This is a genomic window from Lysobacter hankyongensis, from assembly GCF_039543145.1.
GTDB classification, from domain to species: domain Bacteria; phylum Pseudomonadota; class Gammaproteobacteria; order Xanthomonadales; family Xanthomonadaceae; genus Lysobacter_I; species Lysobacter_I hankyongensis.
In genome coordinates, this window is sequence record NZ_BAABJE010000001.1 from 635,204 (window position 1) to 650,700 (window position 15,497).

The 15,497-nt window shown below is 69.0% G+C and carries 14 protein-coding genes; 8 read left to right on the forward strand and 6 right to left on the reverse strand.

Features of this window, described 5'->3' with window-relative positions; genetic code table 11:
• Nucleotides 1–127: 127 nt before the first annotated feature.
• The 3 genes from ABD974_RS02905 to ABD974_RS02915 are packed head-to-tail and all read right to left on the reverse strand — an operon-like array spanning nucleotide 128 to nucleotide 3,113.
• Entirely contained in the window at nucleotides 128–1,159 is a 1,032-nt protein-coding gene (locus tag ABD974_RS02905; protein ID WP_345301750.1) for a phosphotransferase family protein, read from the reverse strand.
• 4 nt (nucleotides 1,160–1,163) lie between these two features.
• Nucleotides 1,164–2,384: an acyl-CoA dehydrogenase family protein gene (locus ABD974_RS02910; RefSeq protein ID WP_345301751.1), complete on the reverse strand. Its 1,221-nt coding sequence runs from the start codon at nucleotides 2,382–2,384 to the stop codon at nucleotides 1,164–1,166.
• A 45-nt stretch (nucleotides 2,385–2,429) separates the two neighbouring features.
• The gene (locus ABD974_RS02915) at nucleotides 2,430–3,113 is read right to left on the reverse strand and encodes a histidine phosphatase family protein (RefSeq protein ID WP_345301752.1); all 684 of its coding nucleotides are present in this window, start codon (nucleotides 3,111–3,113) and stop codon (nucleotides 2,430–2,432) included.
• A 243-nt stretch (nucleotides 3,114–3,356) separates the two neighbouring features.
• Between ABD974_RS02915 and ABD974_RS02920 the strand changes: the two genes are divergently transcribed.
• The 7 genes from ABD974_RS02920 (at nucleotide 3,357) to ABD974_RS02950 (ending at nucleotide 11,225) form a co-directional block, all read left to right on the forward strand.
• Nucleotides 3,357–5,744 (forward strand): TonB-dependent receptor, encoded by a 2,388-nt coding sequence (locus ABD974_RS02920; RefSeq protein ID WP_345301753.1) that lies wholly within the window; start codon nucleotides 3,357–3,359, stop codon nucleotides 5,742–5,744.
• A gap of 61 nt (nucleotides 5,745–5,805) precedes the next feature.
• Nucleotides 5,806–6,492: a Fe2+-dependent dioxygenase gene (locus ABD974_RS02925; RefSeq protein ID WP_345301754.1), complete on the forward strand. Its 687-nt coding sequence runs from the start codon at nucleotides 5,806–5,808 to the stop codon at nucleotides 6,490–6,492.
• Nucleotides 6,489–7,121: a PepSY-associated TM helix domain-containing protein gene (locus tag ABD974_RS02930; protein ID WP_345301755.1), complete on the forward strand. Its 633-nt coding sequence runs from the start codon at nucleotides 6,489–6,491 to the stop codon at nucleotides 7,119–7,121. The genes ABD974_RS02925 and ABD974_RS02930 overlap by 4 nt, the downstream gene beginning before the upstream one ends.
• 53 nt (nucleotides 7,122–7,174) lie before the next feature.
• On the forward strand, nucleotides 7,175–7,714 hold the full coding sequence (locus ABD974_RS02935; RefSeq protein ID WP_345301756.1) for a DUF2271 domain-containing protein: 540 nt from the start codon (nucleotides 7,175–7,177) through the stop codon (nucleotides 7,712–7,714).
• Between the two features lie 49 nt (nucleotides 7,715–7,763).
• A complete protein-coding gene (locus tag ABD974_RS02940) occupies nucleotides 7,764–8,573 on the forward strand; it encodes a DUF4198 domain-containing protein (protein ID WP_345301757.1) in 810 nt (269 codons plus the stop codon).
• A gap of 49 nt (nucleotides 8,574–8,622) precedes the next feature.
• The gene (locus tag ABD974_RS02945) at nucleotides 8,623–9,588 is read left to right on the forward strand and encodes an FAD:protein FMN transferase (protein WP_345301960.1); all 966 of its coding nucleotides are present in this window, start codon (nucleotides 8,623–8,625) and stop codon (nucleotides 9,586–9,588) included.
• The gene (locus tag ABD974_RS02950) at nucleotides 9,585–11,225 is read left to right on the forward strand and encodes a flavodoxin domain-containing protein (RefSeq protein WP_345301758.1); all 1,641 of its coding nucleotides are present in this window, start codon (nucleotides 9,585–9,587) and stop codon (nucleotides 11,223–11,225) included. The genes ABD974_RS02945 and ABD974_RS02950 overlap by 4 nt, the downstream gene beginning before the upstream one ends.
• A 16-nt stretch (nucleotides 11,226–11,241) precedes the next feature.
• On the opposite strand, the gene ABD974_RS02955 is transcribed toward ABD974_RS02950, so the two are convergent.
• The 3 genes from ABD974_RS02955 to ABD974_RS02965 all read right to left on the reverse strand — a co-directional run bounded on the left by ABD974_RS02955 (nucleotide 11,242) and on the right by ABD974_RS02965 (nucleotide 13,368).
• Nucleotides 11,242–12,042 carry an oxygen-binding di-iron domain-containing protein gene (locus ABD974_RS02955; protein ID WP_345301759.1) on the reverse strand — a complete coding sequence of 267 codons (801 nt, stop codon included), beginning with the start codon at nucleotides 12,040–12,042 and terminating at the stop codon, nucleotides 11,242–11,244.
• Between the two features lie 175 nt (nucleotides 12,043–12,217).
• Nucleotides 12,218–12,841, reverse strand: a complete 624-nt coding sequence (locus tag ABD974_RS02960; RefSeq protein WP_345301760.1) for a HutD/Ves family protein — start codon at nucleotides 12,839–12,841, stop codon at nucleotides 12,218–12,220.
• 170 nt (nucleotides 12,842–13,011) lie between these two features.
• Nucleotides 13,012–13,368, reverse strand: a complete 357-nt coding sequence (locus ABD974_RS02965; RefSeq protein WP_345301761.1) for a ComEA family DNA-binding protein — start codon at nucleotides 13,366–13,368, stop codon at nucleotides 13,012–13,014.
• Nucleotides 13,369–13,946: 578 nt separating this feature from the next.
• On the opposite strand from ABD974_RS02965, the gene ABD974_RS02970 reads away from it, so the two are divergent.
• Nucleotides 13,947–15,440, forward strand: coding sequence for a M20 family metallopeptidase (locus ABD974_RS02970; protein WP_345301762.1), 1,494 nt, complete (start codon nucleotides 13,947–13,949; stop codon nucleotides 15,438–15,440).
• Nucleotides 15,441–15,497: the final 57 nt, after the last annotated feature.

Consider the following 15,497-nt stretch of genomic DNA (forward strand, 5'->3'; position numbering starts at 1 on the left):
GATGCTCGTTGCGAATCCATAGCTTCTCGCTATCGATCTGCAGACACGCATAGACTGCGCGCCCCCACCCCAACCCTCCCCCGCATGCGGGGGAGGGAGGATGCGCAGCGGGTATCGCCGTCGGCGATCACCCCAACGCTTCAAGCCCCAGCGTCGCCAGCATCTCGACCATGCGTCCGGCCTGCACCGCCTGATCGCTGGAGGCGTTGCCCTGTTCCGCGCGTTTGGCCACGCCCTGCGCGATCGCGGCGAGGCGGAAGAAGCTGAAGGCGAGCACGAACGGCCAGTCCTCGGGAATCGGTCGGCCGGTGGCGTGCGCGTAGCGCGCGAGCAGCGCGGTTTCGTCGGGAATGCCGAGCGCGGCACGGTCCAGTCCGGCCAGCCCCGGCAGCGCGGGATTGCGCGGCAATCGCAGCGCCATGCAGAAATAGCCGAGATCCGCGAGCGGATGGCCGAGGGTCGAGAGTTCCCAATCGACGATCGCGAGCACCCGCGGTGCGTCCGGATGGAACATCAGGTTGTCGATGCGGAAATCGCCGTGCACCAGGGCCACGCTGCCGTCGTCGGCCGGACAGCGCGCCGGCAGCGCGGCGATCAGCGCGTCCATCGCCGGAATCGCGCGGGTTTCGCTGGCGCGGTACTGCTCGCCCCAGCGGCGCAGCTGGCGTTCGAAATAGTTGCCGGGCTTGCCGTAGTCGGCGAGGCCCACGGCCGCCGGATCGATCGCATGCAGCGCGGCCATCGCATCGACGATCGCGTCGTAAATATCATGGCGTCCGTCCGGCGACAGGTCCGGCAGCGACGGGTCCCAGAAGATGCGGCCGTCGATGAAGTCCATCAGATAGAACATCGAGCCGATGACCGCGTCGTCGGTGCACAGATGCAGCGGCCGCGCCACCGGCGCCGCGCCGCCGTGCAGGGCCTGCAGCACGCGGAATTCGCGATCCACCGCATGCGCGGACGGCAGCAGCGCGCCCGGCGGCTTGCGCCGCAGCACATAGGTGCCGCTGGCGGCATCGATGCGATAGGTCGGATTGGACTGGCCGCCCTTGAACTTGGTCGCGGTCAGCGGGCCGCGAAAGCCGGCGACGTAAGTTTCGAGATACGTCGCCAGCGATTCGGCGGGCAGATCGAGCGGATGGGTCGCGTTCGTCGCCATCGTCTCAGCCCTTGAGCATCGAGCGCGCGAGCGCGGCGAGATGCACTTCGTCCGGGCCGTCGGCGAGGCGCAGCGAACGCGCGCCGGCGTAGGCCTGGGCGAGGAAATGATCCTGCGAGAGACCGCCTCCGCCGTGGATCTGCATGGCGCGGTCGATTACGTCGCAGGCCATCCGCGGTGCGACGATCTTGATCATGCCGATCAGATCCTTCGCGCCCTTGTTGCCATGGGCGTCGAGCGCGGCCGCGGCCTGCAGCGTGAGCAGCCGCGCCTGTTCGATCTCGCAGCGCGAGCGCGCGATCGCCTCCTGGGCCATGCCGTGTCCGCCCAGCGGCCGGCCGAAGGCTTCGCGGGTGCGAGCGCGTTCGACTATCGCCTCCAGCGCGCGCTGCGCCAGGCCGATCAGGCGCATGCAGTGATGGATCCGGCCCGGGCCGAGCCGCGCCTGCGCGATCTCGAAACCGCTGCCGGAGTCGCGCAGCAGGTTCGCGACCGGCACGCGCACGTCGGTGAATTCGATCTCGACGTGGCCATTGGGCGCATCGTCGTAACCGAACACGGTGAGCGGGCGCACGACGCGCACGCCCGGCGTCGCCATCGGCACCAGCACCATCGACTGCCGCCGGTGCGCCGGCCCGTCGGGATCGGTCACGCCCATCACGATCAGCAGTTCGCAGCGCGGATCGCCGCCGCCGGTGGTCCACCATTTGCGGCCGTTGATGACGAATTCATCGCCGTCGCGCACGATCGGCAGCGCGATGTTGGTGGCGTCGGAACTCGCGACATCGGGCTCGGTCATCGCGAACGCGGAGCGGATCTCGCCGGCGAGCAGCCGCGGCAGCCACGGCGCCCGCTGTTCCGGCGTGGCGAAGTGCAGCAGCACTTCCATGTTGCCGGTGTCCGGCGCGCTGCAGTTGAAGATTTCCGGCGCGAACAGGCTGCGGCCGGTGAGTTCGGCGATCGGCGCGTAATCGAGATTGCTCAGTCCGGCGCCGTGCGTCGGATCGGGAAGGAACAGATTCCACAGGCCCTGCGCCTTCGCCTCGGCCTTCAGCGATTCCAGCAGCGGCGGAATCGTCCAGCGCACCGCGGGATCGGCGGCGTGCGCGTGGAACGCGGCTTCCGCCGGCACGATGCGCTCCGCGACGAAGCGCGCGACCGCCGCCTGCAGCGCGCGCGAGCGGTCGGAAAAGGGAAACAGCGTGGCGATGCGTCCGGTGTTCATCGGGCTTGTCTCATGGTGTTTTCGGAATCGCGCACGGCGGCGCGATCAATAGTAGGTCCACAGCGCGCGATCCCCGTGCAGATGCGGCAGCGCATTCCACGATCCGAGTCGCAGCCGGCCGCCCTGCGGATGGAATTCCGACAGCGCGCTGTTGCGCAGCGACAGATTCAGTTCCACCGCGCGTGTGACCGGCACCTCCAGCGCGATCTGCGCCAAGCGCGAAATCACGCCGCCGGAACTCAGCACCAGCACTTCACGACCGCCAGCCAAGGACTCCAGCCGCTCGCCGGCCGCGCGAACGCGGGCACCGAACACGTCCCAGCTTTCCGGCAGGCCCGGCAGTTCGTCGTGCGCCCACGCCAGCAGGGCCGCCTGGAGCATGGCGCCGACATCGCGCGGATCGCCGCTGCGGCTGGCGACGGCGATCGGGTGTTCGGGGTCGCGTTCGAGATACGCGCTGAACACCGCGTGGTGATCGAATTCCGCGAAGCCCGGATCGGCCACCGGCTCCGGCAGCGGCAGGCCCCGGGCGGCGAACGCCTCGGCCACGCCTTCGGCGGTCTGCCGGTGGCGGCGCATGCCGCCGACGACCACGGCCTCGAAGCGATGCCCGCCGCGCACCAGCCACTCGCCGAGGCGCCGCGACTGCTGCCAGCCACGATCGGAAAGATTGTCGTAATCGGCGGCGCCGTAACTCGCCTGTCCGTGGCGCACGAGCAGCAGGCTCACGGTGCGCGCCCACCCTGTCGGCGGCGGGCGGGGGCGTGATCGATGTTCAAGACGGGCATCCGTGGAGGGCTCGCGGCATCGTACGACGGTGCCCGACGGCCTCCAAGCGCGACGCTGTGTCGAAAGACCCGGGAAACACGTCGCACGTATCCGAGGCCTTTCATTTGATAATGATTATCATTAAGATGCAGCCCTCGCGGCAGCCAATGACAGCCAGCCGCAGTCCCCATCGATCCCCGGCTGATGAACACCCACCCTTATTCCCCGCGCCTGACCCCGCTGACCGTCGCCCTCTCCCTCGCCGTCTGCGGCCCCGCGCTGGCGAACACGCCCGCCGATGCCGCCGCCGGCGTCGCCGAAATCGACAAGGTCGAAGTGGTCGGCTCGCAGGTCCACAAGGCCGAGTCGCCGAAGTACACCGAAGCGCTCAACGACACTCCGCAGACGATCACCGTCGTCAACCGGCAGGTGATCGAACAGCAGAACCTGCTCGGCTTGCGCGATGTCCTCGGTACCCTGCCCGGCATCACCTTCGGCGCCGGCGAAGGCGGCGGCGGCTACGGCGACAGCATCACCCTGCGCGGCTATACCGCCAGCAGCGACATCACCACCGACGGCGTGCGCGACAGCGCGCAGTACACCCGCAGCGACACCTTCAACCTCGAATCGATCGAACTGATCAACGGCGCCAACTCGGCGGTGTCCGGCGCGGGTTCGGTCGGCGGCAACATCAACCTGGTCAGCAAGACCGCGCGCGAAGGCGACAGCCATGCCTTCAGCGTCGGCGTGGGCAGCGATGCCTACGCGCGCGTCACCGCCGACAGCAATTTCGATTTCGGCAACGGCACCGCGCTGCGCCTCAACGCGATGGCGCACCAGAACGACGTCCCCGGCCGCGATCACGAAAACTTCCAGCGCTGGGGCTTCGCGCCGTCGCTGGCGATCGGCCTGGGTTCGGACACGCGCCTCACCGTCTCCTATCTGCACCAGAGCGACGACAACCTGCCGCAGTACGGCGTGCCCTACGCGCTGAACAGTTACAACGACGGTCCGCTGCCCGGCGTCGATCCGCAGACCTACTTCGGCTATCGCAACGTCTCCGAACAGCGGATCGACGTGGACATGCTGACCGCGGTGTTCGCGCACGATTTCAGCGATGCCGTGAGCCTGCGCAGCCTCGCCCGGCTGCAGCGCGTGGATCAGCTGTCGAACGTGACCGCGCTGCAGGGCAACTGGTGTCTGGCGGACGGCACCAATCCCTACACCGGCGCGGCCTGCATCGGCGGACAGCCTGCGGGCACCTGGTCGCCGGTCGCCGGCCCGCGCGGCCTCGTCCGCGACACCCGCAACACCATCGCGATCAGCCAGACCGACCTCACCGCGCGCTTCTCGACCGGCGCGGTGGAGCACGCGCTGGTCGGCGGCCTGTCCTTCAGCACCGAATCCTTCGACCTGGAAAGCGGCGGCGTGTTCTTCAACGCCGACGGCAGCGCCCTGCCGAACACCAGCGCGGGCTATCCGCTGCAGAGCTTCCGCGACCCCGACAACATCTGGACCGGGCCGTTGAACTATTTCCGCAGCGGCAAGACCGAAGGCGATCTCGACAGCGCGTCGGCGTACGTGTTCGACACCCTGAAGTTCGGCGACCGCTGGATGCTCAACGTCGGCGCGCGCTACGACCGCAACCGCGGTGCGACCAAAACCTGGATCGTGTCGACCGCGAACGCGACCCGCGGACAACTGCTCGGCACGAATCCGGTCGCGCGCAACGACGAAAACCTGATGTCCTACCGCGCCGGCCTGGTGTTCAAGCCGGTCGAGCACGGCACCGTCTATCTGTCGTGGGCCAACAGCAAGACGCCCTCGAAGACCTCGGTCAACGGTAGTTGCACCGCGACCAGCACCACCGGCACGGCGAACTGCGATGTCGACGCGGAAACCGCGATCAATCTCGAACTCGGCACCAAGTGGGAACTGCTGGACCGGCGCCTGTCGCTGACCGCGGCGCTGTTCCGCAACGAACGCCGCAACTACCGCGTCGCCGATCCGGGCAACCCGCTGAATCCTTCGGGCGAACAGCAGCTCGACGGCCGCGCCCGCGTCGACGGCCTCGCGCTGGGCGTCGCCGGCACGGTGCTGCCGGGCTGGCAGGTGTTCGCGAACTACACCTACCTGGACAGCGCGGTCGTGCGCGGCGTCTCCGCCTTCTGTTTCGACAACCCGGGGACGGCCTGCGGCAATTCCGCGACCGACCGCGATCCGTTCGAAGGCAATCCGCTGACCAACACGCCCAAGCATTCGGGCAGCGTCTGGACCACCTACGACATCGGCGACTGGACCTTCGGCTACGGTGCGACCTATCAGGGCGCGTTCGTGGTGCAGAACAACAGCCTCGACGGCCAGCCGCTGTTCGAGACCGACGACTACTGGGTGCATCGCGCGATGCTCGGCTATGCGGTCAACGAACGGCTGTCGCTGCAGTTGAACATCAACAACCTGCTGGACGAGACGTACTACACCCGCATCCGCAACAACATCACCTTCACCGGCGGCGTCGTGACCGGCGGCAACGGCTGGGCCACGCCGGGCGAAGGCCGCTCGGCCGCGCTCACCGCGACCTGGCGCTTCTGACACCGCACTCTCGATCCTGCACCGTCGACCTCGCACCACAGACACGGCCACGCCCACGACCATGCTGCTCGCCATTCCCGATGTGCTCGATGCCACCCAGGTCGCCGCGTTCCGGGCGACCCTCGACGCCGCCGACTGGGCCGACGGCAAGATCACCGCCGGCCATCAGTCCGCGAAGGCGAAGGACAACGCGCAGCTGCCGGAAACCTCGGCGGCGGCGCGCGATCTGGGGGCGGCCGTGCTCGACGCGCTCGCGCGCAACGCCACCTTCTTCGCCGCCGCGCTGCCGAAGCGGATCTATCCGCCGCTGTTCAACCGCTACGCGGGCGGGCAGTCGTTCGGCTATCACGTCGACAACGCGGTGCGCTACGACCGCAGCCGCGGCGGCGTCGATCCGGTGCGCACCGATCTGTCGGCGACGCTGTTCCTCAGCGCGCCGGAGGAATACGACGGCGGCGAGCTGGAAATCGAGGACACCTACGGCACGCAGCGGATCAAGCTGCCGGCCGGGCACATGCTGCTGTATCCGAGCACCAGCCTGCATCGGGTGCTGCCGGTGACCCGCGGCGCGCGCGTGGCCTCGTTCTTCTGGATGCAGAGCATGGTCCGCGACGACGGCAAGCGCCGGCTGCTGTTCGAACTCGATGTCTCCATCCGCCAGCTGACCGGCGACGTGCCCGACCACGGTGCGCTGGTGCAGCTCACCGGCGTGTATCACAACCTGTTGAGGCAGTGGGCCGAGGTATGAGCCCGACGGATGTCGCGAGCGCGCAGCGGCGACGCGGCTTCTGGCTGCGCACGCTGCACCAGTGGCACTGGATCAGCGCCGCGGTCTCGCTCGCGGGGCTGCTGCTGTTCGCGGCGACCGGCGTCACCCTCAACCACGCCGCGCAGATCGAAGCGAAGCCGGACACCGAACAACGCACCGCGACCCTGCCGCCGCCGCTGCTGGCCGCGCTCGGCACGCGCGACGCAGGCGAAGCGCCGCTGCCGGCGAAGGTGGAACGCTGGCTCGACGGGGAACTGGGCATCGCGCTGCGCGGACGCAAGGGCGAATGGTCGCCCGAGGAAGTCTATCTGTCGCTGCCCTCGCCGGGTGCCGACGCCTGGCTGAGCATCGACCGCGACAGCGGCGCGATCGAATACGAGCGCACCGACCGCGGCGCGATCGCCTATCTCAACGATCTGCACAAGGGCCGCAACGCGGGCGCCGCATGGGCCTGGTTCATCGACATCTTCGCGCTGGCCTGCATGGTGTTTTCGATCACCGGCCTGTGCCTGCTGCAGATGCACGCGCGGCAGCGGCCGGGCACCTGGCCGTGGGTCGGTCTCGGCCTGCTGCTGCCGGTGCTGCTCGCCCTCCTGTTCGTCCATTGATTCCTTGCATGAGCGTTTTTCCCATGAATGCATTTCCCTTGGATGCTTTTCCGATGCACGTCCGTCGCATCGTCGTTCCGCTGACCGTCTCCGTCGTCGTCGGCACCGGCCTCGCGGCCCCTGCGTACGCCGCCGAACTGCGCGTCGGCGTCGAGATTCCGCAGCTCAATGTCGCCGAATACCACCGGCCCTACGTCGCGGTGTGGATCGAAGGCGCCGACCAGAAGGTCGCCGCGAATCTCGCGGTGTGGTACCAGCAACGCAGCAACAGCGAAGGCCACGGCACCAAATGGCTGCCCGACCTGCGCCAGTGGTGGCGCCGCAGCGGGCGCACGCTGAAGCTGCCGGTCGACGGCGTGAGCGGGCCGACCCGCCCCGTCGGCACCCACACGATCGCGGTCTCCGATCGCGACCCCCGACTCGCGGGGCTCGCCGCCGGCGACTACACCCTGGTGGTGGAAGCCGCGCGCGAAGTCGGCGGCCGCGAACTGCTGAAGGTGCCCTTCACCTGGGCGCCGAAACCCAAGGCGCAGAACGGCAGCGCCAAGGGCGGCAGCGAACTCGGCACGATCACGCTCGCGATCAAACCCTGATCCGGCGCCACGTCTTCTCCACCGTTCTTCTTTCCGCTTGGAGCCTCCGATGAAATCCCGTTTCCTGCTTCCGCTCGTGATCGCCGGCGCGTTGGCGCCGTTCTGCGCCTCCGCCCACAAGGCTTGGCTGCTGCCGTCGCAGACCGTGATCGCCGGCGAGAACGCCTGGGTCACCGTCGACGCCGCGGTCTCCAACGATCTGTTCTACTTCAATCACGTGCCGCTGCCGCTGGCGCGGCTGACGGTCACCGCACCGGACGGCACGCCCGCCGAGGCCGCCAACGGCGCCACCGGCAAATTCCGCACGGTGTTCGATGTCGAACTGAAGCAGGAAGGCACGTATCGCATCGCGATGGTCAACGCCGGACTGTCCGCGAGCTGGGAGGAAGACGGCAAACCTAAGCGCTGGCGCGGCACGCCCGCCACCTTCGCGACCGAGGTGCCGAAGGACGCGAAGAATCTGCAGGTGTCGCAGAGTCTCGGCCGGGTGGAAACCTTCGTCACCCGCGGCTCGCCGAACACGACCGCACTCAAAGCATCGGGCGAAGGTCTGGAACTGGTGCCGGTGACGCATCCCAACGATCTGTTCGCAGGCGAGAGCGCCACCTTCGCGCTGCAGATCGACGGCAAACCCGCCGCCGGCCTGGAGATCGAGATCGTCCGCGGCGGCACCCGCTATCGCAACGCGCAGGACGAGATCAAGGTGAAGACCGGCGCCGACGGCCGTTTCAGCGTGACCTGGCCGGAAGCCGGCATGTACTGGCTGGAAACCACGTCCGAAGACGCCAGGACCAGTCTGCCGCAGGCGAAACAGCGCCGGCTGAGCTACGTCGCCACCTTCGAAGTGCTGCCGCAGTAACCGCACGGAGCCGCGGGTGCGCGAAGCGCTGGACACGGCCGTTCTGGGCATGATCGCGCTCGGCGGCACGACGATGGGCACGACCTGGTCGGTGCGCGCGGTCTGCGCGCCGGGCACGGATGCGCACGTCCTGCACACGGTCGCGCAGTCCGCACTGGATCGTGTGGTGGCGCAGATGAGCCATTGGCGCGAAGACAGCGACCTGAGCCGCTACAACCACGCGACGGCCGGAAGCGCGTGGACCTTGCCGGCCGAATTCGCCGAGGTGATGCGCTGCGCGCTGGACATCGCCGCAGCCAGCGACGGCGCCTTCGATCCCACGCTCGGCGCGCTGGTCGACGCCTGGGGCTTCGGCCCATCGGCGTCGGCCCACGCCGTCCCGGCCGACGCGATGCTCGCGCCGCTGCGCGCGAACGCCGGCTGGCGCCGGCTGTCGTTCGATGCCGCCACGTCCACGTTGATCCAACCGGGCGGCGTCGCGCTCGATCTCTCCGCGATCGCGAAGGGCTATGGCGCCGATCTCGTCGCGCGCGCGCTGCGCGCGCGCTCGGTGCCCGCCGCGCTGGTCGAAGTCGGCGGCGAACTCGTCGGCTACGGCCGCAAACCCGACGGCGGCCGCTGGCGCGTGCTGATCGAGGCCTGCGCCGAAGACGCCGCAGCGGTGGCCGCGGCGGACGCGCCGCCGCTGCGCGCGGTCGTGCTCGACGGTCTCGCGGTGGCCACCTCCGGCGACCGCTGGCATGCGTTCGAACACGACGGCGTGCGCCACGCGCATACGCTCGATCCGCGCAGCGGCCGCGCGCTCGCCGACGCGCCGGTCGCCACCACCGTGATCGCGGACAGCGCGATGCGGGCCGATGCCTGGGCCACCGCGCTGACCGTGATGGGCGCCGACGCAGGACTGGCGTTCGCCCGCACCCACGACTTCGCCGTGCGCTTCCTCGTCCGCGATGGCGATCGTCTGCGCGAACGCCTGTCGCCGCGCTTCGAGGCGTTGTCGGAAATCGCGGAATGACGCGCGGCACGAAATACCTCGAAACCTTCGGCCAATGGCTGGTCCTCGGCGCATTGGCGGCGATCGCGCTGCTGGCGTTCGCCCTGCAGCGCGCGCCGTGGCCGCACGGCGCGCCCGCGATGTCGCGCACGATCGCGGCGACGGCATGCCTCATCGTCTACGTCGTCGCCTGCGCGCTGTGGCTGCGCACGCAGCGGCGGCGCGCATCGGGCCACGCCGATGCCGATCGCGCACAGACCGCGATCGCAGCGCTGGTCGTGCACGCCAGCCAGACCGGTTTCGCCGAGCGCATCGCCGAACTCACCGCCGCAGGGCTGCGCGACGGCGGCCTGTCGCCGGCGCTGCAGCCGCTGGGATCGCTGGACGCCGCGCGACTCGCGCGCGCGCCGCTGGCGCTGTTCGTGGTCAGCACCACCGGCGAAGGCGATCCGCCGGACACGGCCCTGGCCTTCGTCGACGACACGATGTCGGCGACACCGTCGCTGGCCGGCCTGCAGTACGCGGTGCTGGCGCTGGGCGACCGCCGCTACGCGCGCTACTGCGCCTTCGGTCATGCGCTCGACGACTGGTTGCGCCGCTGCGGCGCGCAGCCGCTGTTCGATCTGATCGACGTCGACAACGGCGACGGCGGCGCCTTGCGTCGATGGCAGCACGATCTCGCGCAGTTGCCGGGCATGGCGCCGGCCGCGGATCGCCCCGACTGGTCGCCGGCGCAGTACGGCGCGTGGCGGCTGTGCGCGCGGCGCACGCTCAACCCCGGCAGTCTCGGCGGCGCGACCTGCGAACTGCGGCTGTGGCCGGAGGCCGGCGAACTCGCATGGACGGCCGGCGACATCGCCGAGATCGGCCCGCGGCACGCCGCCGAAGCGGTCGATGCCTGGCTGCAGGCGCATGCGCTCGACGGCAACGTCAGGATCCATCACGACGGCGACACCCTCGCGCTGCACGAACTCCTGGCGCGCTCGCGCTGGCCGGACCCGGCGTCGGTGGCGGACGGCATCGATGCGGCGACGCTCGCGGCGCGGCTGGAACCGCTGCCGCATCGCGACTATTCGATCGCCTCGATCCCCGGCGAAGGACATCTGCGCCTGCTCGTGCGGCGCATGCGCACGCCCGAAGGGCATCCGGGGCTGGGCAGCGGCTGGCTCTGCGAGCACGCCGCGATCGGCGAGGACATCGCGCTGCGGATCCGGCGCAATCCCGGTTTCCACCCGCCCGCGTTCGATGCGCCGCTGATCCTGATCGGCAACGGCACCGGGCTCGCCGGCCTGCGCGCGCATCTGGCCGCGCGCGCCGCCGCGGGCGCGGGCCGCGCCTGGCTGCTGTTCGGCGAACGCCAGCGCAGCTGCGATCTGTACTGGGCCGACGAACTCGACGGTTGGCGCAACGACGGCACGCTGGCGCGGATCGATCTCGCGTTCTCGCGCGACGAGGGACAACCGCATTACGTCCAGGACCTGCTGCCGACGCACGGCGACGCCCTGCGCGCCTGGATCGCGGACGGCGCCAGCGTGCTGGTCTGCGGCAGCGCCGCGGGCATGGCGCCCGCGGTGGACGATGCGCTGGCGACGCTGCTGGGCCGCGATGCGCTGGCGGATCTCCAGCGGCAGCGGCGCTATCGCCGCGACGTGTACTGAGCGCGCACGCGCCGTTTCAGAAATTCGCCGGCACCGGCGGGCGCAGCACCTTCGCGCGATAGTTCGCCGGGCCCATGAGATCGACGCCGCAGGGCAGGCCGTACAGCCACTCGAGCATCGCGCGCTGCGTCTCGCCCTGGAACGGCATGCCGTGCTGCGGCACGATCATCTGCGGATCGAGTTCGCGGACCATGTCCACCCACAGCCGCACCGCGCGGTTGCCGGCCATGTAGCGGCGATGGAACCCTTCCATGCACGGCCGGTAGCTTTCGAAATCCTCGACGAATCCATACGGCGTGCCGCTCGATACCAGGCCAGAACAGATGTCGCCGGAGAACAGGATCCGGCTGACCGGATCGAAGAACGAGAGATTGCCGACCGAATGCAGGAAATGCGCCGGCAGGGCGATGATCTCGGTCGACCCCAGCTCGATGCGCGCGCCTTCGTCCTCGACCAGCAGATAGCGCTCGCGTCCGGCGTTCTCCATGTAGTGCGGCACCAGATGCGGCACGAACCGTCCCCACAGCTTCGAGCACACCACCGTGGCCTGCGTGTAGAGCAGCCACTTGTCGACCGAACCGATGATGTCCGGATCCTGGTGCGAGCACAGCACCAGATCGATCTGGTGCGGACGCACATGCCGGCCGAGCGCCAGCACCAGCGGCGTGTACAGCAGCGAGCCGCCCGGATCGATCAGCGCCGAATGATTGCCGTGCTTGACCAGGAACTGGTTGGCCTGCACACCGTCCTCGCCTCGCACCAGATCGTTGAAGGCGATGCACTGATGCTCGCCGGACGTGTGCAGCATGAATCCCATGGTCGCTCCCCTTGCGCGGGTAAAGTGCCGCGCAGGTTAGTGATCCACCACGCATGGAATATTGATCATTCTCAACATCCGTCGACATTTCGCGGAAATCTCCGGGAAATTCGGGCATGCGGCGAGCACCGCGATGGATTCCTCGACCCGCTTCGCGACGTGTTGGCGCCGATGGTCACACTTCGCGATCGCGCCTGCGCATGCGGATGATCAGCACTTCACCACCGCCATCGATTGCAAAGCGATGGCGCGCATCGCTCGTCGATAGAAGCAAGCTATCGCTCATCGCGGCGGTGCATCGCATCGCGCCATCGCTGCAGTGCGCGTGTCCGGACAGCACGTGCACCACCCAACGCTCGCCTGGTTCGACGAACAACACCATCGAACCCACCAGCGGCCGATGCCACAGGTCCGCGTCGATGCGGTCGCGACGCCACATCAGATTGAAATCGTGGGTCGGTCCGTCGATCAGTTCGCCGGACACCGTGCGTTCGCCGGCGAAACGAACGCGGCCGTGCGGCGGCGCCGCTTCGCGCACCTCGCCGTCGTCGAAACGCAGGCGCACGCCATTGCCGTGCAGCAGCACCAGTTCGCGGTCGATGCCCGGGAACGACGAGAACGGCCCGTCGCATTCGATTTCGGCGATCGACAGCCGCCAGTCCCAGTCGTCGCCGCGTCCGGCGTCGCAATCGGTCGACCGCAGGATCTCCCGGGTCCAGCCGAAGCCGTTGCGCCAGCGCTCGCGCCGGTATTCGTGGGCGGGAAGGAGGCGCAGAGGCGACTGCGGATGCGAGGTCATGCCGGTCTCCGGACGGGACATACAGGAGTGCAGTGGGCGGAAATGCAGCGGGCGCGAGTGTAGCGGAGGCGGAACGACGAAGGCCGCGATCGCTCGCGGCCGTCGTCGTGCGGTTCCTTCCCGGGTCCGGTGCCCGCGGCGCGAAGCCCGGGATGCGGGTCGGTCCGCGCTCAGCGCTTCTTCGGCGCCGCGACCGGGGCCTTCGCCGCGGCCGGACGGGCCGGCGCCGCGGCGGCGGCACCGCCGAGCACGATCATCTCGCGGTTTTTCTCCACCGTCTTCAGGCCGATGCCCTGCACCTGGGCCAGCTGTTCGGCGCTGCGGAACGGACCGTGCGCCTTGCGATAGGCGACGATGGCCTCGGCCTTGGAGGGACCGACGTTGACCAGCACGCGGTCGAGGGTGGCCGCATCGGCGGCGTTGATATTGACCTTCTCGGCGGCGAAGGCGCTGCCCATCAGGGCCAGCGAAAGGGCGACGGTGGCGAGGGTGCGGCCGAAGAACGAGGTGTTGTTGGACAGATGCATGGTGATGCTCCTTTGATGATGGTTTGAATGAGGGGTTGGATGGATGTGTGGGTCTGGTTTGACGAGCTGGTTTGACGGTTCGGACCGGTTGCGGTCTTCGCTGTCGGCGACCTCGCCGTAGCAAGTTCGCGTCGACAGGGACAGTCTCCGGATTCGGCCTGTCCCGACCCATCGCCGGACCACCCGCCCGCGGGCCGGGCGATGGCGCACGCGGGTGTCGGAAAAGTCCTACCCCGCCGGCCGGGCACGGGCGCCCACCAGAGCGTGTTATGCACTTTTTGGTAGGCCGCGTTGCGCAGCCTGTGGCGCCGAGACAAGGTTCCGTGACGCAGCCTTGGCTGGTGGCCAAGGCAAGTCATGGGCCGCAGGATCGGCGCCACAGGGGCGCAACCCGAAGGGAAGGCCGTCTGCGCGCCCGGTCCGGCGTTGCGCACCTTGCCAAGGCCACCAGCCTTGGCTACGGCGCGCGCCTTGGCTCAGGCGCGCAGACGACCTTCGCGGCCTATCAAAAAGTGCATAACACGCTCTAAGCGCCGGGCGTACAATCCCGCCATCCTTTCCCGGCCAAGAATCCCCGCATGGACATCAGCAAAGTCGATCGCTTCGTCGGCGCCAAATGGGACGACGAGATCGTTCCGCAGCTCGTCGAATACATCCGCATCCCCAACAAGTCGCCGATGTTCGACGCCGACTGGGTCGCCCACGGCTACATGGACGATGCGGTCGGATTGATGGAGCGCTGGGCGCGCGCGCAGAACGTGCCGGGCATGCAGGTCGAAGTGGTGCGCCTCGAAGGCCGCACGCCGCTGATCTTCGTCGACATCCCGGCCAGCGCCGATGCCGGCACCGGCGACGACTGCATCCTGCTGTACGGCCATCTCGACAAGCAGCCGGAAATGACCGGCTGGGACGACGACCTCGGCCCGTGGACGCCCGTGATCAAGGGCGATCGCCTGTACGGCCGCGGCGGCGCCGACGACGGCTACGCGATCTTCGGTTCGATCGCCGCGGTGCAGGCCCTGCAGGAACAGGGCGTGCCGCACGCGCGCTGCGTGGTGATGATCGAAGCCTGCGAGGAATCCGGCAGCTACGACCTGCCCGCCTACGTCGACCATCTCGCCGCGCGCATCGGCAGGCCATCGCTGGTGGTCTGCCTCGATTCCGGCTGCGGCAACTACGACCAGCTGTGGTGCACCACGTCGCTGCGCGGCCTCGCCGGCGGCAATCTCACGGTGAAGGTGCTCAACGAAGGCGTGCACTCGGGCGACGCGTCCGGCATCGTGCCTTCGAGCTTCCGCGTGCTGCGCCAGCTGCTGTCGCGGATCGAGGACCAGGACAGCGGCCGCATCCTGCTCGACGGCCTGCACGTGGACATTCCGGCCGACCGTCTCGCCCAGGCGCGCACCTGTTCCGAAGTGCTCGGCACCGCGATCTACGACAAGTTCCCGTTCCTGCCCGGCATGTCGCCGATGCATGCGGATCTCACCGAACTCGTGCTCAACCGCACCTGGCGCCCGGCGCTGTCGGTGACCGGCGTCGACGGCATGCCGCCGCTGTCGTCGGCCGGCAACGTGCTGCGCCCCTTCACCTCGGTGAAGCTGAGCCTGCGCCTGCCGCCGACGCTGGACGGCAAGCGCGCCGGCGAACTGCTGAGCGAGGCGCTGCTGCGCGATCCGCCGTACGGCGCCGAGGTGTCGCTGAATCTCGAAAAGGACTCCACCGGCTGGAACGCGCCGACGATGACGCCGTGGCTGGAACAGGCGATCGACGCGTCGAGCCGCGAATTCTTCGGCCAGCCGGCGATGTACATGGGCGAAGGCGGCACGATCCCGTTCATGGGCATGCTCGGCGAGAAGTTCCCCGGCGCGCAGTTCATGATCACCGGCGTGCTCGGCCCGCATTCCAACGCGCACGGCCCCAACGAATTCCTGCACATCCCGATGGGCAAGCGGGTCACCGCCTGCGTCTCGCGGGTGATCGCGGAACATCGCAACGCCAGCGTCCGCGGCGAGACCACCGGCGTCGCCGCCGTGGCCGGCGGCCATCATCACGGCGAGCACGGCTGCTGCTGACGCGACCCTCACGACAGGCTTCTTCGACGCCCCGGCACGCCGGGGCGTCTCGTTTCC